Source organism: Rubinisphaera margarita, assembly GCF_022267515.1.
GTDB lineage: Bacteria > Planctomycetota > Planctomycetia > Planctomycetales > Planctomycetaceae > Rubinisphaera > Rubinisphaera margarita.
Genome location: NZ_JAKFGB010000012.1, coordinates 915343 through 936480, shown reverse-complemented (window position 1 = coordinate 936480; position 21138 = coordinate 915343). Strand labels below are relative to the sequence as shown.

General features: G+C 57.9%; 14 protein-coding genes and 6 tRNA genes. 14 read left to right on the top strand and 6 right to left on the bottom strand.

Annotated features, from left to right (window positions below):
* Window positions 1-73: 73 nt before the first annotated feature.
* The 8 genes from L1A08_RS12060 to L1A08_RS12025 all read left to right on the top strand — a co-directional run bounded on the left by L1A08_RS12060 (window position 74) and on the right by L1A08_RS12025 (window position 3422).
* Window positions 74-146: transfer RNA gene (locus L1A08_RS12060), tRNA-Pro, on the top strand.
* A 24-nt stretch (window positions 147-170) separates the two neighbouring features.
* Window positions 171-243: transfer RNA gene (locus tag L1A08_RS12055), tRNA-Lys, on the top strand.
* A gap of 24 nt (window positions 244-267) precedes the next feature.
* Window positions 268-338: transfer RNA gene (locus L1A08_RS12050), tRNA-Gly, on the top strand.
* 12 nt (window positions 339-350) lie between these two features.
* Window positions 351-425 (top strand) — tRNA-Gln (locus L1A08_RS12045).
* Between the two features lie 32 nt (window positions 426-457).
* Window positions 458-531: transfer RNA gene (locus tag L1A08_RS12040), tRNA-Leu, on the top strand.
* A 101-nt stretch (window positions 532-632) separates the two neighbouring features.
* Window positions 633-965, top strand: coding sequence for a cyclic-phosphate processing receiver domain-containing protein (locus L1A08_RS12035; RefSeq protein ID WP_238756650.1), 333 nt, complete (start codon window positions 633-635; stop codon window positions 963-965).
* A gap of 367 nt (window positions 966-1332) precedes the next feature.
* Window positions 1333-1479: transfer RNA gene (locus L1A08_RS12030), tRNA-OTHER, on the top strand.
* A gap of 305 nt (window positions 1480-1784) precedes the next feature.
* Window positions 1785-3422 carry a TROVE domain-containing protein gene (locus L1A08_RS12025; protein ID WP_238756649.1) on the top strand — a complete coding sequence of 546 codons (1638 nt, stop codon included), beginning with the start codon at window positions 1785-1787 and terminating at the stop codon, window positions 3420-3422.
* A gap of 185 nt (window positions 3423-3607) precedes the next feature.
* On the opposite strand, the gene L1A08_RS12020 is transcribed toward L1A08_RS12025, so the two are convergent.
* Together L1A08_RS12020 and L1A08_RS12015 are read right to left on the bottom strand one after the other, a co-directional pair.
* Window positions 3608-4738 (bottom strand): hypothetical protein, encoded by a 1131-nt coding sequence (locus L1A08_RS12020; RefSeq protein ID WP_238756648.1) that lies wholly within the window; start codon window positions 4736-4738, stop codon window positions 3608-3610.
* 58 nt (window positions 4739-4796) lie between these two features.
* Window positions 4797-5156, bottom strand: coding sequence for a hypothetical protein (locus tag L1A08_RS12015; RefSeq protein WP_238756647.1), 360 nt, complete (start codon window positions 5154-5156; stop codon window positions 4797-4799).
* A gap of 664 nt (window positions 5157-5820) precedes the next feature.
* Here L1A08_RS12015 and L1A08_RS12010 point away from each other — a divergent pair.
* Together L1A08_RS12010 and L1A08_RS12005 are read left to right on the top strand one after the other, a co-directional pair.
* Window positions 5821-8652: a DUF1553 domain-containing protein gene (locus L1A08_RS12010; RefSeq protein WP_238756646.1), complete on the top strand. Its 2832-nt coding sequence runs from the start codon at window positions 5821-5823 to the stop codon at window positions 8650-8652.
* 44 nt (window positions 8653-8696) lie between these two features.
* Window positions 8697-10109, top strand: coding sequence for a DUF1501 domain-containing protein (locus L1A08_RS12005; protein WP_238756645.1), 1413 nt, complete (start codon window positions 8697-8699; stop codon window positions 10107-10109).
* Window positions 10110-10702: 593 nt separating this feature from the next.
* Here the strand turns inward: L1A08_RS12005 and L1A08_RS12000 are convergent.
* Window positions 10703-11809: a slipin family protein gene (locus L1A08_RS12000; RefSeq protein WP_238756644.1), complete on the bottom strand. Its 1107-nt coding sequence runs from the start codon at window positions 11807-11809 to the stop codon at window positions 10703-10705.
* A gap of 306 nt (window positions 11810-12115) precedes the next feature.
* On the opposite strand from L1A08_RS12000, the gene L1A08_RS11995 reads away from it, so the two are divergent.
* Together L1A08_RS11995 and L1A08_RS11990 are read left to right on the top strand one after the other, a co-directional pair.
* Complete coding sequence (locus L1A08_RS11995; RefSeq protein ID WP_238756643.1) at window positions 12116-12748, top strand: suppressor of fused domain protein; 633 nt, start codon at window positions 12116-12118, stop codon at window positions 12746-12748.
* Window positions 12749-13560: 812 nt separating this feature from the next.
* A complete protein-coding gene (locus L1A08_RS11990) occupies window positions 13561-14499 on the top strand; it encodes a DUF1559 domain-containing protein (RefSeq protein WP_238756642.1) in 939 nt (312 codons plus the stop codon).
* Between the two features lie 61 nt (window positions 14500-14560).
* Here the strand turns inward: L1A08_RS11990 and L1A08_RS11985 are convergent, their stop codons facing one another.
* Window positions 14561-14833 (bottom strand): ferredoxin family protein, encoded by a 273-nt coding sequence (locus L1A08_RS11985; protein ID WP_238756641.1) that lies wholly within the window; start codon window positions 14831-14833, stop codon window positions 14561-14563.
* 103 nt (window positions 14834-14936) lie between these two features.
* On the opposite strand from L1A08_RS11985, the gene L1A08_RS11980 reads away from it, so the two are divergent.
* Together L1A08_RS11980 and L1A08_RS11975 are read left to right on the top strand one after the other, a co-directional pair.
* A complete protein-coding gene (locus tag L1A08_RS11980) occupies window positions 14937-16406 on the top strand; it encodes a protein kinase domain-containing protein (RefSeq protein WP_238756640.1) in 1470 nt (489 codons plus the stop codon).
* A gap of 244 nt (window positions 16407-16650) precedes the next feature.
* A complete protein-coding gene (locus L1A08_RS11975; protein ID WP_238756639.1) occupies window positions 16651-17619 on the top strand; it encodes a DUF1559 domain-containing protein in 969 nt (322 codons plus the stop codon).
* Between the two features lie 66 nt (window positions 17620-17685).
* On the opposite strand, the gene L1A08_RS11970 is transcribed toward L1A08_RS11975, so the two are convergent.
* The gene (locus L1A08_RS11970) at window positions 17686-19581 is read right to left on the bottom strand and encodes a glycosyltransferase family 39 protein (protein ID WP_238756638.1); all 1896 of its coding nucleotides are present in this window, start codon (window positions 19579-19581) and stop codon (window positions 17686-17688) included.
* Window positions 19582-19666: 85 nt separating this feature from the next.
* On the bottom strand, window positions 19667-21016 hold the full coding sequence (locus tag L1A08_RS11965; protein ID WP_238756637.1) for an SLC13 family permease: 1350 nt from the start codon (window positions 21014-21016) through the stop codon (window positions 19667-19669).
* Window positions 21017-21138: the final 122 nt, after the last annotated feature.

Below are 21138 nucleotides of genomic sequence, written 5' to 3'. Positions count from 1 at the left end.
TCAGCAAAGAACTCAACCGCTTTCGATCGAGAGTTACTCGGAGTTTACAGCTCCATTAAGTGAAAGCAGTTAACGGGATGTCGGGGAGCGGCTACCCCACGTGCCCTGGGAGCACGCGATCGTCGGTTCGAGTCCGGCCATCCCGACTTTATTACGAAGAAGGTCAACCTGGGATTGAGGTGTTAGCGGCGGCATGTCCGGCTCTTAACCGGAACGGTGACGGTTCGAATCCGTCCGATCCCATTCAGGAGGCGAAGCCTCTGAATCGCGCCCATGATGTAGCGGTAGCCTGCTGCCTTGCCATGGCGGGAGTGCGGGTTCGACTCCCGCTGGGCGCTTTGAAGAGATGATGCGGTGGTGCTCGTGCTGGTACGGGCGGGCGGCTCTGAACCGTTCTGACGCAGGTTCGATTCCTGCCGCCGCAACTGATGTCCCTCAACAACAGTGGGCACGAAACGGCTTTGTAGGCAATCGGTAGACCACGTTGTCTCAGACACAGCGATGCTGTGGGTTCGAATCCCACCAAAGCCATTGGACGAGTGTGCTCCTGGGAGAGCAGTTCGCCTCCAAAGCGAACGCATGGGGTTCGACTCCTCACGCTCGTGTTTCTCGCGACCTGAAGAAAGGACTGCATGATCAATCTCTGGCTCGATGACGAGCGGGATCCGAACAATCGGAAGATCCAGGAACTGTTCGGTGCGGAACCGGGCATGATCTGGGTGAGGACTGCAGATGCGGCGATCAGTCGGCTCAAGTCGAACAACGTCGCCTGGGTGTCACTGGATCACGATCTGGGAACAACGCAAACCGGTTACGACGTCGCGAAATGGATTGAAGAACGAGCCTACTACGGCGAGTTATCGCAACTAACCTGGACAATTCACTCGGCCAACATCGAAGGATCCCGTCTGATGCGGGCGGCTCTGGAGAACGCCGACGAGTATTGGAGAACAACGAAAAACTGAAACTCTGCAAGCCCTGCGGGTGTGATGGATGCATGACTGACTTCGAATCAGTCGGACGAGGTTCGATTCCTTGGCGGGGTATTAAAGCGGATCGCTTTACCGGATGTCCGCGAATGAGCTTTGTTTCGCCTGAAACGCTGCTCCTTTCGCGGACGGAACGGTTACGAGAGTGAACTGCTCCAGTGGTTCGACTGCCAGCCGGGATTACATCCCTGTTAAGGATTGCGTGAAGAACGCATCTTCTCGGCACCTCTTCGTCGAGCCACTTTTGAAGACATAGCAGACATGATCGACTGCCGGCTCGGAGTACATGATTTGGGATCCGGAGGTTGCGGGTTCGATTCCCGTCGGTGCCATTTTTTCTTACGACGCACCGTAGCTCAAAGGTAGAGCACCGTAACGACTCTGAACCACCACTTCGTCGATCATGCTTTGACATTCCCCGACTGAATGTTGGACTCCATCAGGACTTTGTGATCGCAAGATCGTGCAGGTGCGAATCCTGCCGGCGTCTTCGGACGCCGTGGCGGAAACAGTAGACGCGCAAAGAACAAATGCTCTGGCAAACCCCTCGTCGGGGACCTCACTCGACTGCGGAAGCGGAATACATGGACTCCGCAGGTTCAACTCCTGCCCGGCCGGGATCGACTCTGGTCGGTAACTCTGCTTCATGCCTTCGTCGAGTGAATTTTCACAAGGCTCGAAGAACCGAGCCGATGCTGCTGAGTCGACTGCTCGCGCAGGCTGACGTTTGATTCCGTGATCTGATGACACGGGAGTCTGCGCACTTCGTCCACTCAGGTCGAAAGGAGGCCGGTTATGGCCAACAAGTCCCTCTTCTCCAACTTCAAGAATCTGTTGCCGCGTACGAACTCGATCAACGAAGCGGGCGGCGCCGCTTACAAGTTCTCGGCCAAGCAGGCTCTCGCTCAGCTCGCTGCAACCGGGTGCTTTAACGGAGTCTTCTACGCCAACGCCCAGACGCAGCTCGATACCTTGCGGTCTCTGATCGACGAGGTCGATGACAATGTCTTCCTGGCAAAGCTCGCCGTGTATTCGCGGGAACGGGCTTTCATGAAGGACATGCCGGCTGCCCTGGTGGCTTCGCTGTCGACTCGGGATACCGCATTGATGCACCAGGTCTTTGATCGGGTGATCGATAACGGCCGCGTCCTGCGGACGCTGTTCCAGATGGTCCGTTCCGGTCAGTTTGGTCGGAACAGCCTGTCGTCGAGTTTGCAGCGGGCTTTCCAGCGCTGGCTGAACGAGGCTTCCGTGAGCAAGTTGCTGTCGGCTTCGATCGGGAACGATCCAAGTCTGCGCGACGTGTTGCGGCTGGCTCGGCCAACTCCGCGAGACAACGCGCGGCGGGCTCTGTTCGGATGGTTGACCGATAAGGACGTCGAGAAGTGGGCTCCGGCGACCGAAGCCGATCTCCCGCAGGACCTGAAGCAGTTGATCAAGTATCGACGCATCACCGGCGAGAAGGATCAGGCTGCAGTCGCGGCTGATCTGAACGTGCGTTGGGATCTCCTGGCCGATGCCGCTCGGGGGCCGAAGGTCTGGAAGGCCATCGCCCGACAGATGGGGCCGCAGGCATTGCGAATGAACCTGAATACGCTCCTGCGTCATCAGGTTCTGGAAGATCGTGAGATGGTCGATTACGTGGCCGGCCGCGTGGCCGATGCGACGGAGATCCGACGTTCGCGACAGTTCCCGTACCAGTACCTGGCCGCCTACCTGAACGCGTCGACGGAGTTGCCGCATAAGATCCGGGATGCGCTGCACCGAGCAGCCGAGATTGCCTGCGGAAACATCCCGGAACTGCCGGGACCGGTCGTAATCGGACTCGATACCTCGGGATCGATGAACTGTCCGGTCACCGGATACCGCGGTGGAGGGGGAACTTCGGCCGTGCGATGTGTCGATGTGGCGGCTCTGTTCGCTGCGGCGATCCTGCGTCGAAACCCGGACAGTGTGCTCGTGCCGTTCGATACCATCGCGTACGACGCACGGCTCGATCCGTCCGATTCGATCCTGAGTCTGTCGAAGCGGCTCGGCCAAATGGGCGGAGGAGGGACCGATTGTTCGATCCCGCTGCGAGAAGCCAACAGCCGTTATCGTAATCGACGTTTCGCAGGATGCGTGCTGATCAGCGATAACGAAAGCTGGATCCGCAACGGACAGGCCTTCGGATACGGAGCTTACGGGTCAACCGGAGTGATGACCGAATGGCAGGACTTCGTGAAGAATCAGCTGCGACTCCAGGGTGGCGACATCACGGGACCAAAGCTGGTCTGCATCGACATCCAGCCGTACGGAACCTCACAGGCTCCAGAACGCAGCGACATCCTGAACATCGGCGGCTTCAGTGACGCCGTGTTCAACGTCGTGAGTGGATTCCTGTCCGGTGACGAAAGCCGCTTCGTGAAGGAAGTCGAAGCCGTCGAACTGTAATGAACCCGAACGCCCTCGAGTCTCTGCGATTCGAGGGCGTTTCGTATTAGTACCAGGTTTCATCGTGACGACGGCGGTTGCAGGACATTCCCAGTGAGAAAGAACTCTCAGACCTGCGCATCAAAAAGGCGTCCGCCCCCGGACAGGACGGACGCCACATCGTATTAATGCGTCAGGTCAATCACTTATCGGCGACTTGTCGTCTGCCGATCCTCGGACTGACGGTTCTTCGAGTCGGAACCGCGATCAGACTTAGTGATCTGCTGGTTGGTCGACTCGCGGACGTCGATGGTCTGACCGTCGATGCGAATTGCCTGAGCAATCAGAGCCGAGCGACCGTTCATCCGTGCTTCACCGGCGAGGAATTTGATCTGCTTTCCTTCGCTGATGTCGACATTCTCAAATTCGCTGGCATGTCCGAGGTTCACTTCCTTGGTGCCATGCTTCTCAGTGCGAACGGTGGCGATCACGAATTCGCCTTCGCGATTCCGGAAGTTCGCCTGTCGTGTGCTCACGACTTCGCCCTGAAAGCGGTTGAGCCCCTGCTTTCGCGGCAGCTGGTTCGTGATTGTCTGCTCGCCGGCCGAAACGCGTTCCGCCATCAGCATCGATTTACCGTTGAAGGTGGCGCGAACGCCGTGGGCCTGGACCTGATCACCCTGCTGCAGATTCAGCTGGTTCACTTTGTCCTGCGAACCGAGGCAGACGGTCGCGGTTCGACCTTCCTGGGTTTTCAGCTTCGCGACAACTTTCGGCTTCTCTGAGTTCATCATCTCCTTCTGGGAGAGACTTTGAATCGTCCCTTTCACCTGAAGGCGTTTCGAACTCTGATGCTGACCGTTCTGATTACGGCTGCGCTGATGTTCCTGAGCGCGAGCCTGACTCTGACGACGTGCATTCTCCAAATCGATCAGGAAGATCGTTTCGAGCGAGTCGTAGACGCCGTCGTTGTCGTAGTCGGTGCCGACAGTGACCCAGCCTTCAATCTCACCGCCACGGAAGTTCGATCGTCGCTGACCGGTGTAGCCTTGCCGGCGATTGTCGTTCTCGCTTTGACGATGCTGATTGCGCAGCTGTCGCTGATTCTGGTTCTCGTCGGTTCGGGATTCGCTGTCGCGGTCCTCCCGGTTCTGGTTCTCGAAGCGATCGGACTGACGCTCGCTGTTCTGCTGATCGCCGGGCCGAGATTCCTGCTGGCTCGACTCGTTCTGGCGATCACGATTCTGCTCGCGCGGAGCCTGCTGAGCATGAACCGGCATGGCGAGCAGGGCGGAGAGGCCGAATGCGGCCACAAGGTTTGGATTACGTAGAAGCATCGTTGATATTCCTTTTGCTTTTGATGTCATTGGAGCGTTCTGGCACACGGGGCAGAGACTATTCCCAGTCCCACCAGGTGTCGCCGTCGTAGTAGTTGTCGTAGTACCCGTCGGCGTAGGCGTAATCATCTTCCCACCAGTCGTCGTTCCAACCGTACTCATCGTCGCGGTAGTCTTCGTAGTAGTCGTCGTCATAGGCGTAGTCATCATCGCCGTAGTAGCCGTACTCGTAATCGTCTTCCCACCAGTCGTTCCAGGTGTAGTCGTTGTAGTCGTAGTCGTAATTGTCAGCGTCGTCGTAGTACGAGTCGTAGTACTCTTCGGTGTACGTCTCCTGAGCTTCGACCGGCGACACAAACGCGAAAGCCAGCGGGATCGCCAGCAGGCTGCTAAGTAATCGGAATGAGAGTGCGTTCATTACCAACTCCTTTCTTCAAGCAATTCTGAATCTTGTCCGAGCGGCATCGCGGTCTCACTAAGATCGCTGAGAACGGAAAGCCTTCCGTTCGTCCGCTCAACACCAGGGCAACGGAACCTCCGCCGGCTTCCTGGCGTGTGCGAACCTTGTTAGCTAAGGCCCGTGACGGCGAGTCCCCGCAGTGTGCATGCCAGTTGGAAATGTTATGAAGATCGGATCGGGAGACCTCTGCGGAATCGGGCAGATCTCCCCACAAGCTCGCCGGTGGATGGGGAAGACTCCGATGCGAAACGTCTCAGGATCGCTGGGGACCCTGGTACACACGTTAACATCGGTGAGGGTGACATCAGGTTTCTGGAGGAATCGCGTTAATCGCCGATGGGGACTCCGGGACCTCGTCGTTCGAGGAGGTTCCACCCTGATCGTTGAGCATTCAGAAAAGCGGACGCTCGTCAATCAGCCATTTCGGCTCTTCGATCGAGCCGGGCGGGAAATCCTGCTTGACAGGAATCCTCGACAAAACGAGACTCAAGATAGATCGAGACGTGCTTATCGGTCGACAATCTCTTAATATAGAGCCTGCCGCACGCCGGACTTCCCGCATAGCATCCTTCCCCACACAGGTCTCATGCGCGTACTCGCCGTTACTCTGGTGCTCCTCTTCGTGAGCAATTTTCCATCCGTCCTGCGGGCGGAATCGCCCGCGCTCTCTCCCGAGGATCTTGCGTTCTTCGAGGAGAAAATCCGGCCCGTGCTGATCGAGCACTGCTACGAATGTCATTCACCGGAATCAAAAGCCATTAAAGGCGGCCTGCTGGTCCACTCCCGCGAGGCCCTTGCAACCGGCGGCGATTCCGGCCCCGCGGTGATTCCCGGAGATGTGGACGAGAGTCTGCTGCTGAGTGCGATGAAATTCGAGTCGTTCGAGATGCCCCCGCAGGGAAAGCTGCCCGAGCAGATTCTGAACGACTTTGAAACATGGATTAAGCGAGGCGCTCCTGATCCGCGCGACGGAGAAGCTCCGCAGCGGCACACGGGGATTGACCTGGACGCCGGTCGCGAGTTCTGGGCATTTCAGCCGCTGACCACACCGGAGCTTCCTGAAGTCTCTGGCGTCGAAGAGCCGGTCGACCGTTTCATCCTCGCGAAATTGAACGAAGCCGGGCTGAGTCAGAATGGGCCAGCGGATGCGGAGGTTCTGCTCCGGCGAGTGTATTATGACCTGACGGGACTTCCGCCCTCACCAGAGCAGGTGAGAACCTTTGCTGCAGATTCTTCTCCGAAAGCTTATGCCCGCATCGTCGACCGACTGCTGGCATCTCGCGAGTTCGGCGAACGCTGGGGCCGTCACTGGCTCGATGTCGCCCGCTATGCAGATTCGACCGGCGGCGGACGCTCTCGCATCTATCGGAACTCGTGGCGGTATCGGGATTACGTGATCGATTCGTTCCAGGCCGACAAACCGTATGATCAATTCATTCGAGAACAGCTCGCTGGGGATCTTCTCCCGTATGAATCTGTGGAGCAGGCCGCCGAACAACTTACTGGCTGCGGCTTCCTCATGCTCGGCCCTCACAATTACGAGCTGCAGGACAAAGCCCTCCTGCGAATGGAGGTTGTCGATGAGCAGATCGATACCCTCGGCAAAGCCTTTCTTGGCATGACGATCGGCTGTGCCCGGTGTCACGATCACAAGTTCGATCCCATCCCAGCCGCGGACTACTACGCTCTCGCGGGGATCTTCCGGAGCACGAAGTCAGTCGGCCCCGGCAATGTGGCGGAATGGATCACGCAGGAAATTCCGATGCCGCCTGAGCAACAGGCCCGGTACGATGAGTACCGTCGGGAACTCAACAGTCTGGAAGCACAACTGGCGGATGTCACGAATCGCCTAAAAGAGCTGAATCCCCGGGCTGACGCCCGCAGCATTTCTCCGCGACTTCTCGCCGGAATCGTGAACGACGAACCGAAACTCATCGGAGACTGGAAGGGCTCGACCAGCAATCCCAAGTATGTCGGTCAGGAATACGTACACGATCAGAATACGGCGAAAGGCGCAAACTCAGCTGTGTTCGAAGTTCAGCTGGCCGAACCAGGACAGTACGAAATTCGCGTCGCCTACTCGAGTGGATCAAACCGGACCTCCGCCGCTCCAGTGACAATTAGCGACCAGACGGGCGAGTTGGCCACCCTGACCATCAATCAGAAGCCCGCACCTCCGATCGATGGACTGTTTGTTTCCCTGGGCTCGTTTGAGCTGCAGTCTTCTAAAGCGGAACCTGTTCGGATTACCGTCGGCACGGCCGGCACCAGTGGCGTCGTGATCGTCGACGCGGTCCAGCTGCTTTCATCGCAGTTGTTGTCTGAACGCGACGAACTGCAACGGTCAAGCCTGTTGAATGCGACAGTCGACCTGGAAGCCGTGGCTGAGGCCAGACGTCTTAAACAGAAGAAACAAGAACTCACCGAACAGATCAGCACACTGAAGAAAGACGCGCCGCCCGCACCGGAGGAGGTGATGGCGGTTCGCGAAGAGGTCCCGGACGAGATTGGCGATACGGAGCTATGTATTCGCGGCAATATTCGGAATCTCGGCCCGGTCATCCCGCGGGGTGTTCTGCAGGTGGCCACGACCGGCGATGCGACGATCCGCTCTTCGCAAAGCGGTCGCCTCGAACTGGCCGAATGGATCGCCAGTCCAGAGAACCCGCTTACGGCTCGGGTTATGGTCAACCGCATCTGGCATCATCTGTTCGGAGCCGGCATCGTTCGAACGGTCGACAACTTCGGCAGCACCGGCGAGTTGCCCTCGCATCCGCAGTTGCTCGACTACCTCGCGGTCGATTTCATACGGAATAACTGGTCCGTGAAATCTCTGATCCGTCAGATCGTACTTTCCCGAACCTATCGAATCTCCGGACAGACCGAATCGCAACTCAAGTCAACCATCGATCCTGAGAATCGCCTGCTCGCGTATTTCCCCAGGCGGCGAGCCGATGCCGAGTTTCTGCGTGATGCTCTGCTGCAGATCAGCGGTCGTCTCGAAGAATCGCATGGCGGCAACACGGTTCCCAACGGGACGAATTCAGAATTCGATTTCACTTACAGCGATCGACATCGCAGCGTCTATCTGCCGGTCTTCCGCAATCGACTGCATCCCATGCTGGCCGTGTTCGATTTCCCGGATCCGAACCTGGTTCAGGGGAAGCGAACCAATACCACACTTGCAACGCAGGCACTTTACATGATGAACAGCAGTCTGATACTCGAACTCGCCGAGGAGACTGCTCAACAACTGCTGACTGATACAGGCCGCGACCGGCAGGAACGAGTTGAGTGGCTGTATCGATCCGCGCTCGGACGCGCCCCCTCGGCCGACGAGCAGGAGTTGGCGGACCGATTCCTGAATACTTCGAAACCGAACGACTCACCAGAGGTCTGGACCATGCTGACTCAGAGCCTCTTCTGCAGTCCCGAGTTTCGTTTCATCGATTAGCCAATCCGAGCTCCCCACACACATTCAAGATCTGGTGGTTCACGATGAACACGCTTCAAATGACCGGTCGACGACAATTGCTTCAGTCTGCAGCCTGCGGTTTCGGCTCGCTCGCGCTGGCGGGGCTCTTCTCGCAATCGCGTGCCTCTGAATCAGCGAATCCGCTGACCGGTCAGGAGACGCATTTCCCGGCTCGAGCCAAGCGAGTGATCTTCATCTTCATGCAGGGCGGTCCCAGCCAGGTCGATACCTTCGACTACAAACCGGCCCTGGAAAAGTACCACGGCACAAAGCATGACTTCCGCAATGCCCGGAGAATGAAGGTTCAGAGCGAAGAGGTGATGAAATCGCATTGGACATTCAAGAAGCACGGCGAGTCGGGACAACCGGTTTCCAGCCTGTTTCCGGAAATGGCGAAACATGTAGATGATCTCTGCTTCATCCGCAGTATGCACACCGAGGGAGTCGCCCACGGCCCGAGCACGCTCTTTCTGCACACGGGAGCCACGAACCTGATCCGACCTTCGATGGGGGCATGGATCAGTTACGGACTCGGGACCGAGAACCAGAGCCTGCCGTCGTTTGTCACCGTTTGTCCGACCTCCGCAAAAGGGGGGCCACGGCTCTACTCCAATGCATTTCTGCCGCCGGTTCATCAGGGAACAGCATTGGGACGGGTCGGTATTCCGGCGGCGACGGCCCGGTTCGAGAACGTCCAGAACCCGCGTTACGATTCGGTCGTGCAACAGCGTCAGTTTGATTTATTGCGGGAGATGAGCGCGGTTCAATTGCAGCGGACCGCCGCGGAGTCAGCCTATGAGTCGGTCCTCGATTCCTACGAACTGGCTTATCGAATGCAGTCCGCCGCTCCCGAGGTCACCGACATTTCGGGAGAGACTCGGGAAACCCTGTCGATGTACGGCATCGATCAGCCGGAAACGGAAGATTTCGGCTATCAATGTCTGCGGGCTCGCCGACTCAGCGAAGCCGGCGTCCGCTTCGTGCAGATCAGCTACGCCGATAATCGATCGACGCCCCGCTGGGACCAGCACGGAAACATGCCCGAACACGAAATGCATGCCAAAGCGACCGACAAGCCGGTCGCGGGACTGCTGCAGGATCTCAAACAACGTGGCCTGCTTGAAGACACCCTCGTCTGGTGGGGCGGAGAGTTCGGTCGCACCCCCTTCACGCAGGGGAACCTTGGACGCGATCACAATCCCGATGGCTTCACCGTCTGGCTGGCCGGGGGCGGAGTCAAACGCGGGTTCGCTTATGGCGAGACCGACGAGTTTGGCCAGAACGCGATCGTCAATAAGGTCCACATGCATGACCTGCATGCGACCATCCTGCATCTGCTGGGGCTCGATCACGAGCGACTGACTTTCCGTCACGCGGGGCGAGACTTCCGCCTCACCGACGTGCACGGACGAGTCGTGAAAGAGATCTTCGCCTGAAGCGAGTGCAGGTTTAAGGTCCTGGCTCCAACGCTGACAAACCTCGGCCGCGCCGGTGAAGCGTCTACTTCCCTTGCGCTGACTCCTTTATCTTCGAACCTGTCCCCCAGGTCGATCGTACTCGGCTTCGGCGGCCTCAGGTTTGCTCAGGCCGAGCAGGGGAGTGGAGTAGTTCATCACCTATTGGAACCACACAGAGATTCGGCGAGATCGTCCGTAGTCAGGTGTTGCTCCGCGGCAGTAATGAAGACGCTTTCATTGAAACGAATACCAGGCTCATCCAACTTCTGAATGATCTCGTCAGTCGTCATGTTGTCGGTCTTTGGGGGCGTTCACGCGAGTTCCTGAGACCGGATCAATCGCTTCCTGATCTCATCGAGAGTTCTTTGTTCTTGACCGCTTGCGGCAAACTTCTCGCGTCGTTCGGCCAGCTTCGCTTTTGATCTCGACTCAGCTTCTTCTTCGCCATGATGAACTCCTTTCCGGGAACAGAACGAATAACACAAAGAGAACAGGTCTGACATGAGTGCAAGAATATACCCCCTGATTCCATCGCTGAAATCAGAGGGTAATTCGTCCTGTGTCATCGACGATCAGAGCAGGTTGACCACCCGGTCGCTCAGGCCCTTTTCGCCTACGACGATGTTCAGCTTGCCGTTGCCGGCGAGCTTTTCCAGGATTTCCAGTTCCCGCAGTCGCATCAGAACCGGGTTGTCCGCCAGCAGTTTGGCCGTGTTGGCCTGCGACCGCATGGCGGCGGTTTCTTCGCGACGCGAGATCAGGTTAGCTTCGGCGGCCTTACGGGCCTCCGTCACCTTGTTCATCAGGTCCTTCATGTCGCCCGGCAGGATCACGTCCCGGATTCCGACCGAAGCGATTTCCAGCCCCAGTTCGCCGGCTCGACGCCGCACGTTGTCCTCGACTTCGCTTCCCACGGCGTCCTTTTCCGTCAGGAAGGCATCGAGTTCGCGGGCTCCAATCACGCTTCGCAGCACGAGCTGCGTTTCACGATACAGAGCCTGCCGCACGTCGTCGGTCTGGCTGACAGCCTTGCGGGCGTCGGCGACCTTGTAAGTCACCACGGCGTTGAGCCGCAGCGTGACCTTGTCAGCCGTCATGATGTCCTGGCCGCTGACATCGACCATGGTTTCCCGCAGGTCGACTTCAACCACCTTCGCATCCGACTGTCCCTTCCAGAACGCGTACAGCCCCGGAGCCAGTGTTTCGACATACCGGCCATCGATGAACAGCACGCCAACGTGGTCCCGATTGACCGAGCAGACGTCGAGCGTCCGCTGCGCCAGTGGCGACTTGGCGATCACCTTCAGTTCCGGATGCTCGAACCGCACCTGCCGGGCGTCAACGACTTCAACACGGACCTTCTTCTGTCCATTCCAGTAAGAGTAGAGGCCGGCCGGCAGGATGTGGCTGAATCGGTTTTCAATCCACACCAGCGCCCGTTCGTGGTCCTGCAGGTCGAGCACGACGGCTCGGTCCTTCAGTACACCCGAGTTGACAATCAGGTCGAGCTTGTCGTGAACCAGCCACGGATCCCGCTTCGAGACGACGTCAACACGGACCTTGCCCAGCGGATCGATCAACCAGCGGGTTCCCTGCTCGATCAGACCTCGGAATTCTCCATCCCGGAAGTACAGACCGACTTCGTAGCTACGAATCTTGTAACGCTTCAAAAAGATCATCTCACACCTCCCTTCCATTTCTTTCTACAATGACGGTATTCGATAAGAATGGTTCAGCTGTTATTCGAGAATGTGATGGAAGAAGCTGAAGATACAGTCGAGGGGGAATGGGACCGAATGCAGCGGCCCCTGGAGATGGCCGTAGTAGCGATCATGATGACGAGTCGTAGGCGGTAACGTTCCAGGTGCTTTGAGTCTTCCGCTGAGTCATGATTGCACGCGGAACGCTGCTGGTTGTTATTGAACTCTACTACCGTCAGAATGTGGTTTGAATTCCCACCCTTTTGCCGAGTTGGAAAGCCCGGAATGAACGAACAGGTCGAGTCGCCGAATGACGAAGATGAAGGCGATCAGTGGTATGACGAAAAGTCGCGGATGATGGCGGAGTCGCTTGGTGAGGAACACGACTCCGTTCTGCACGCGATGATCCCGTATGCCGTTGGTGGTGCGCTCGATGTGTACCTCTATCCGAACGGATTACCGGGGACCGGCTTTGCGACGAAAGAACTCTCGGAGGATCTTGGCGAGTGCTCGCGGAACGACGAGTTTGATGCCTACGAGATGGTGATGTTCACTCGTCATGCCTTGCCGCACGATCCACTCAAGGACGAGGAGTCGCCATTCGGTCAGACTCTCCAGTCCTGCAATCAGTTTCTCAATCTGATGGCGCGATACAGTGCTCAGGCCGAGTTGAATCCGGGCGAAACGTGTGAGTTTCCGGAGGACATGGAAGACGTCGGCGGACGGAGTCTGATCTTCGACGCCTACAGCGCCTACGAATCCGATGACGGAGACACATTCGGTCTGCTCATGCTGATGGAGATCTTCCGCTCGGAACTCGAGTTCACCCGCGAACACGGCGGCGAGGAACTCCTTGACCGGCTCAAAGCAGCGGGGCACTTTCCCTACTCGGATATGGACCGCGAACCAGTCGCGTAACGCATGCGTGCAGTTGCTCAGCCTTGAGTACGCCGTCCAAGGACAGAGCGCTCGCACAATCACGCAAGCGAATCGCGGAGTGTGCTTAAGGAAGAGGTCGCGAACTGATCGCTGCAGGCCCGGGAAGTTGTTTCGCCGCTGGCCGAACCAGCGACGTTTCGCCTCTCCAGTCTGAAGCCTCTCAGCCCGTTCTCCCTTCCGCATCCACACACTACAAGGCAACTTCTCACGCTGCCCCAGGGACATTGCGCCCGAACCTGTGGCCTCCGCGCCGCTTTCGCGGAGCTTCGGCGAGTCCGAGGCAAAGTCGCCCGAGGCAGATCGATCGAACGTCTGTCCTCTTTCGGCTGACAGGAGACGCTTTCAGCGTCGCCGACTTTCAAGGTCGGTTGCCGGCTTTCAGCCAGCAGTTGGCGATCGGTATGGGAATCGAACCCACGACAGTCAGGTTAACAGCCTGATGCTCTGACCAATTGAGCTAACCGAAATTGATATCGCCTTTCAGAAACCATGTCCGGAACATTCAGCACTCAACCTTCGCGGGCAGCCTGAATGCCGCTGGATAGCGATATCAACGGATCAGAGAGGAAGACACGGCTCTCTGACGCCGGTTCGGCGAAAGATTTCATCGACTGATGTAGATCCGATGCATCGTCCGCGTTATCGAACGACACGATTACTCACCGTTCAATGAGTTGGCTCGCAGACACATAAGGGGTGGTTGACTCGACTCAGCCGGCGGGCTAAGGTGGCTCCCCTTGCCACCGGACCCCGCCGGGTAAAAAATTGACTCCCCCTTGAATGAGGATCTGATGAAGAGACGCAACGCTTTCACCCTGATTGAACTTCTTGTGGTCATCGCGATCATCGCTATTCTGGTTGCCTTGCTGCTTCCCGCGGTCCAACAGGCCCGCGAGGCCGCCCGTCGATCGAGCTGCAAAAACAATCTCAAGCAGATCGGACTGGCGCTCCACAACTATCATGACACACACGGAGTCTTCCCAATCCTGTTTGGGCGATCAGGACTGACCGCACCGAACAGCTGTCCGAACCAGTGCGGCCTCTGGGGCTGGGGGGCGATGATTCTGCCTCAGCTCGAACAGCCGGCCGTCTACGACCAGTTGAAGGTCGGAGATGTCAAACTTCAGGACGCCGTCGCCGATGCGACCAGTCTTCAGACGATGCAGAACGGTTTCGCCGCGTATCGTTGTCCTTCCGATATCGCTCCGGCTGTCAACAGCGAGCGGGAAGTTCCTGATTCCAGTGGAGCCGGCGGCGGCTTCCAGCCGGTCGCGACTTCGAATTACGTCGCATCCAATAACAGTTACGATCTGGAACGGGACAACCCGAACGGATTGTTTGTTCCGGGACAGCTTTCCGCCAAGAGTTTCCGAGACATGCTCGATGGCACGAGTAATACGATCGCGATTGGCGAACGGGCCTGGAGACTGGAGCAGACCGATCTGAAGGCAGCCGTCGTGTTCGGCACGATGGACGATTCCGAAGCCAGCAGCGCCAATGGTCTGGTCTACATTTCCGCATGCGGACGCTATGGGATCAACACCACGACCACGAGCAGCGATCGTGGCTTCAGCAGCCAGCACCAGGGCGGTGCTCAGTTCCTTCTGGCCGATGGGGCCGTCCGCTTTATCAGCGAGAACATCGATCTGAACGCCACGACCTCGGCTACTGACAGCACCTTCGAACAACTGATCGACATCCAGGACAACCAGGTGATCGGCGAGTTCTAACAGCGAATGTTCGTGAAAGAAAGACAGCCCGAGGAGCCAGGCTCTTCGGGCTGATTTCGTTTCACTCGCAGAGCGGCTCTTTCTTTTCCGTGATCTGCGGAAGGTGCTGAGACATGGTTCGATTCAACTCGATGTAGTGTTCCCATTCGGCCGGGACATTCTGGTCGAGGTAAATGGCTTCAACGGGACATTCCGGGATGCAGGCATCACATTCGACGCATTCCTCGCCGATATAGAGCATGGTTTCCCCCTCATGAAACGCGTCGACCGGGCAGGCGACGACGCAGTCAGTGTACTTGCAGCCAGAACACGGTTTCGTAACAACCATCACCATCCTGAGTTCTCCTGAACTGGAAATGAAATCGGGTTGTCAGGTGAATGCAGGACTGGTTTACTGACCGGACACCGAAACCTGAGATATTCTCGAAATACGACGAATGCCCGATTTCGCCCTCGAATCCCTTTCAAATCGTGATCTGCTCGACGCATGGAAGTCCGGAAATGAGGCCGCGGCTGGGGTACTCGTCCGCCGGTATCACATTCGGCTGACCGCCCTGGTTCAGGCACGTCTGGGCAAGAGATTGGGACGTCGTCTCGACGCGGAAGATGTCGTCCTTTCGGCTTGGCGAAGTGCGTTCCTGGGATTTGATCGCGGAATGATTGCAGTTCCGCCGGATGACGATTTATGGCCGTTCCTGGCGACGGTCACGATGCGGAAACTTGCTCGACAGGCCAGTCGGCATTCGGCGGGCCGCAGAGATATGCGTAACGAGTCCGCTTTTGAACCGGGAAGGTTCGTGGAGGATGTGGCCTCGAAAGAGCCCGAGCCGCCGGCGTTGATAATGGCGACCGACCTGATGGCGTCGGCCCTGAGCGAATTTTCTTCCCAGGAACAACGCATTATCGAAGGGCTCTTCCAGGGAGAGAAGCAATCCGAACTGGCTCGGACGTTCGGTTATTCGGAACGAACGATTCGTCGATTGCTGACGCGGTTCCGGAAGAGTCTCGCAGGAAAGGATGCCGACGCTATTGTCGGAGTACCGGGACAACAGCCGGCAGTTCCGCCGAATGCCAGTAGCCCCGGTGAGTCGTGGCCATCTGAGCTCGTGGCCGTCGATTATACCGATCTGAAGCTTCATCAGCTGACGGGCCAGGGAAATTTTGGGAAGGTGTATATGGCAACCTGGCTGACGCAGGGCACTCCTGTCGCGGTCAAGTTCCTGCGGAAGAAGTTCTGGCGTAATCAGCAGTGCGTCGAAAGCCTGAAGAACGAAGTCACCCGCGTTCATTCGCTGCGGCATCCCGGATTCGTCCGGGTACACGGTTTCGGAGTTACGCCCCATGGAGGCACACTGATCGTTACCGATTGGATCGATGGTGAGAATCTTTTTCAGTGGAAAGCCAGTTCGCAGCCGTCACTCGGGGAGGTGGGGCGATGCGGCCTGAGAATCGCCGAAGCTCTCCGCGAAGTCCACGAAGCCGGTCTCATTCACGGCGATATCACACCCGGCAACGTGCTGATGCGGAAGGATGGTTCGCCGGTCCTTGTCGATTTTGGATTCGCAAGGGCAATTAGCGACGTGTCGGACCTGCGGCTGGGAGGGACACCCGGCTTTCTGGCGCCAGAGCAGGTCTCTTCGGCTTTTGGTCCGATCAGCCCGAAAACCGACGTTTACGGTTTCGGGAGTCTACTCTACTACCTTCTGACCGGCGGGCCTCCCAGCCAGGGTGGGTCGATCCCTGAGACTTTGCGGGAGGTCGTTTCCGATGCTTCGCCCGAGCTTTCAGCGATCCCTTCACCTCTTCAGGACCTGATTGGCCGATGCCTCCTGAAACCACAAACTGCACGTCCGGCCAGTATTCCTGAGGTGGCTGCCGAGCTTCAATCGAGGGGGCGACTGGGCTGAAGCGATGCCACGGCGTCCGCTCTTGCCTCTTCTTACGCGACGGATCACGGGCCTATGCGGCTGGAATTTCGCCGAGACGTATAAATATTTCCACACGCTCTATTTAAATCGCCGGCGAATTTCATAAAATTTGCAACCACCCCCGCCCTGATTTCCTTCCTGAGGTGTTTATTCGTCATTGCAGTACGTTCAGGGGAACGTATGCGCTGACGATTTCATCGTTTTCTTTCCCGGAGAGACTTTAATGTCGCATAGGAACCCGTCCCACTTTCGCCGAGCGTTCACGCTGATTGAATTGCTCGTCGTCATCGCGATCATTGCGATCCTTGTGGCGTTGCTGCTGCCCGCCGTGCAGCAGGCCCGAGAAGCTGCCCGCCGTTCGAGCTGTAAGAACAACCTGAAGCAGATTGGGCTGGCCATGCACAACTACCACGATACCCACACCGTGTTTCCTCCGGGCTGGGTCATTCCCAAGTGTCCGGGTGTTACAGACAGTGATCACCGCTTCATTCGGCACAGCCCGAGCTGGGGCTTCTATCTGCTGCCCCAACTGGAGCAGGCCGCCATCTACGACCTGGAAGACTTCCAGATGAACGGGGCATGCTCCGGAACTCCCGGACAGATCGGACTGCTGGATACGCCGACCGCGACGAATCGTTACAACTCCACTTTGCCGGCTTTCTCCTGTCCCAGTGACATCAAGCCGCGGACCGGAGCCAACAGCCTGGGAACGGCCAGCTACGTGGGCGTTCGCGGCAATGACGGCAACGACGGGCAAGACACGACCTTCGCTCGCATGAACGGCATGTTCTGGGCGAATTCGGACTGTCGGATGCGAGACATCACCGACGGAACCTCGAATACGTTGATGGTCGGCGAAGTCAGCTGGGAGCAGTATTATTCCTACGGCACCGGTAGCCAGGTGAAGCAGGGAGCCTGGTGGCCCGGCATTCATGAGCATAAGACGGATGATCTGGTTGCCAAATCGGTGAACGCGAACTTCAAGTTCAACGGCAGCAGCCCGAACATCAATAACAGCAACGACGGCTTCGGCAGCCTTCACGATGGCGGAGCGCAGTTCGTAATGGCCGATGGCTCGGTTCGCTTCATCAGCGAAAACATCGACAATGTCAACGCCGTCGGTACAACGCCGATGGGAACTTTCCAGCGTCTGGGCGTCCGCGATGACGGTCTTGTCGTCGGTGAGTTCTAAACTCGGTTACGGAATACGAAGTCTAAGAAAGAGCCGGCGGCAATCGTCGGCTCTTTCTTTTTGGTGTCACGGGATGCCATTCTCGCTGAGGGCGCCAGCGCACAAAGCCAGCCCCTGACGACACGTCTGGTGATGAGCGTCGAGTTCCAACCCCGTCACATAGGCCGATCGGGCAGCTTCAAGCAATTCTGTCCGCCGCGTATGGTCCAGAGTTCCCGCGAGCGCCTGATGAAATCGGGCATTCCCTAGATTCGCCCAGAGATCAGGATCGTCTGGAGTCAGGTTCAGAGCCTGCTGAAATGCATCCGCCGCGACCTCGAACCGTCCGGTCTTCCCGCGAATCACGCCAAGATACTGCCAGGCCATCACATTCCCCGCATCGAGTTCCAGAGCACGCTCGAGCCACTCGGCTGCGCGGAACCGCTGGCTGGCAGCCAGCCAGGCCTGACCGATGGCGAGAGCCTCTTCAGAGTCGGTTCCATCGAACGAGCGTGCTTCGAGGAGTCGTGCCTGCTGCTGCAACTCGGCTCGACGATTGAGTTCGCCGACAAACTGCTCTTCGATCGGGATGAAGCCTGCTTCGGAAAAGCCGGGCGGAGGCAAAAAACTGATTAGCGATATCGCAGCCGCCACAAATCCTCCGAACGCCCTCACGGGAACGCCGGCGGTCTCCTCGAACTCCTCCTTTCTTCCGGTCAAGATCCATGTCAGAGCTGAACCCGAGAGAAGGCAAAGAATGGGAATCATTCCGAGTCGGAAGCGGGCAAAGTTATACGTGAGCACGACCGACAAGACATGGACGGCGAGAATCCCCAGAATGATGAGCCACCTGGTGTCTCGCCAGGGAAGGAGAAACAGTCCGACAAAAGCGAGTCCTGCAATCCAGCCGAGCGTCGGCAGGAACTGAAAAGGGGGGACAACGGTGCGAGCCGCCGTGAAGAAATCGCTGTCGGGGACTTCGAAGTCGTTGAACAGGATCAGCACCTTGCGACTGACCAGAGACACGCTGCGCCCCGGATTCGTGAGGGCTTCTTTAATCGCGGTTCGCATCCAGTAGTCAGAGGACTGCAGGTGATCGACCGATTCACCGAACCGTCGCGACGCTTCCAGCCGGAAATCTTCATGCTCCAGAAAGGGATCCGGCCGCACGAAAGGCGGGTTCTGATAGTATCCGGTCGCGTGAGGGCCCCAACCCATATAGAACACCTCGCCACCACCGGAGGTGATCCAGACCAGTCGACCGCTCACGGCCAGATTATGCACTGTCGCGGGGAGCGTGGTGACAAGGCAGGCCGCGAGCATCACAGTCGCCGGGATCATTCGTTGCCACCGTGAACACGCCGAACAGGCAACCGCACCCGCGATCCCTGCCGGGAGGAGCAGCAGCACGTGATTCTCCCGGACCAAGCAGAGCAGGCCGATCAGACAGCCGACGACGGCAGGGGAGATTAGCGGTTTCCATCCCTTTGCAGGTTCTCGGACTTGATCAAGCTGTCGCAACACGATCAGACAGATCGAGACTGTCAGCCACGGAGAGATCCAGGACTTCATAACGAGCAACTCAAAGTAAATCAGCGGACCATACAGACCCGTGATCAATCCCGCCCCGATCCCCGTGGCTTCGCTTCGGAGTCGCCGGCCGATCCAGTACACGAGACAACTCGTGTGGACCCCGGCTGCCAGCTGGACAAACAGCACTGGCCAGTCCAGGTCGCCAAATATCGCGTAGATGGCTCCCAGCCAGTATGCATACAGCGGACCCTGTTCAAAGACACGTCCGAGAGAGAAGGCCCCGCCTGCGATGGCGAGTCCCCAGTCTTTATAGAACGCGTGATCGGCCCGGTAATACTCCCAGTACGGGGAGTCAAACCATTGCCAGAGCATCACCATGCGGACCAGCGTGGCCACAGACAGGACAAGCAGAAGTCCAGGGGAAAACTTACGGCGAGTCAATCGTATCATGCGGAAGTTTCGGGTGTCGGTCCGGTTCACTGTCTTGAAACGGGCTTGGCCGGGGTAGGGGCGAAGACAATATTTGTGCAAGCACTTAAAACAACCCCCAGAGTTTCCACCACCACCAGCCCGTGGTAAAGGCCAGAGTACAGCCTGCGATTGTAATGAGGGAACCGGCTTTCTGCAGATCGCTCAATCGGAGTTCTCCGCTGCTGAAGACCAAAGCATTCGGCGGCGTCGAAACGGGGAGCGGCATCGCCAGAGTGCAGGCGAACGCGATTCCGATCAGGATCGGACGCATCGGCTCCAGCGAGAGGGACGCGGCGACCGGAAGGATTAGATTCGCCGTGGCGGTATTGCTCATGACCGACGAGAGCAGACAGGCGGTGCAGCCGAAAAACACCATGGTTCCATAAACGGACAACTCCTCTGTTGGCAACCAGCTGACGAGAGTTCCCGCGAAGCCGCTTGTCGCCAGCACTTCACCGAGACACAGACCGCCTCCCATCAGGAGCAGGACGTCCCACGACAGATTCCTCAATTCAGCGACGCCAAGCAGGCCTGATCCAAAGAACAGCAGGACAGGAATCAGAGCAACAACACCGGACCGATACCCATGCCAGTCGGTTGTGAGCCATAAGAGAATTGTGGATGCGGTCACGGCGAGTACGAGAAGTGTCGGTCGATTCCATTTTATCTCGATCGGGTTGTGATTCGTTGGTTCGACCTGTCCTTTGACCTGGAACATCGTTGTCAGCACGCCCCAGCTGAATCCGATCATTCCGATGACGCCCGGGAAACCGATGAGCACCCAGACCCCGAAACTGGGGGCGGCGTTGATATCGCGAAGATACTGCAGTGCGATCGCATTCGGAGGGCTGCCAATGGGTGTCCCGAGTCCGCCGATGTTGGCCGAAAACGGAATGCCCAGAAGCAATGCGGTGCGGGCCGAGGCGCCCGTCGGCAACTGATGGACCAGCGGCAGCATCAACGTCAGCATCATCGCGGTGGCCGCAGTATTGCTCAACCACATCGAGAGAAACGCGGTCGTGGCCATCGAGACCAGCAGCAGTTTCCTTAGCGAGGAACCGCTCATTCTCATCAGGATCGCGGCGGCATAGAGATCGAGCGATTGCCGCTTGAGCCCAGCAGCGAGCACAAACCCGCCAAGGAACAACAGGATGACATCCGAGAAGAATGGTCCGGTAAAGACAGACGGCGGAACGGATCTTCCGACTGCATCGAGAGCGGGCTGCAGCCACGCGAGGCTCAGAAAGAGGACCAGCAGACTCGTCACGAAGAGCGGGACGGCTTCGGTCATCCACATCAGAGCCGCCATTAGCGTGATCGTAAAACCGATCTGCTGTTCCACGGGAAGCCCCAGCGGGCCAAATCCCCCGGCCGCCCCCCAGCCGAACACGGCGGCGGCGCAGATTCGCCCCACCAATCTCACACGTCCGACGGGCGATCTCTCGTGGTTCATTGTTGAAAGAATGCTCTGCTGGAGTCTGTTCCGTACGCGAGCAACGATAGCAGATTGCTTCGACGAGAGAAGCGCCGGCTCAT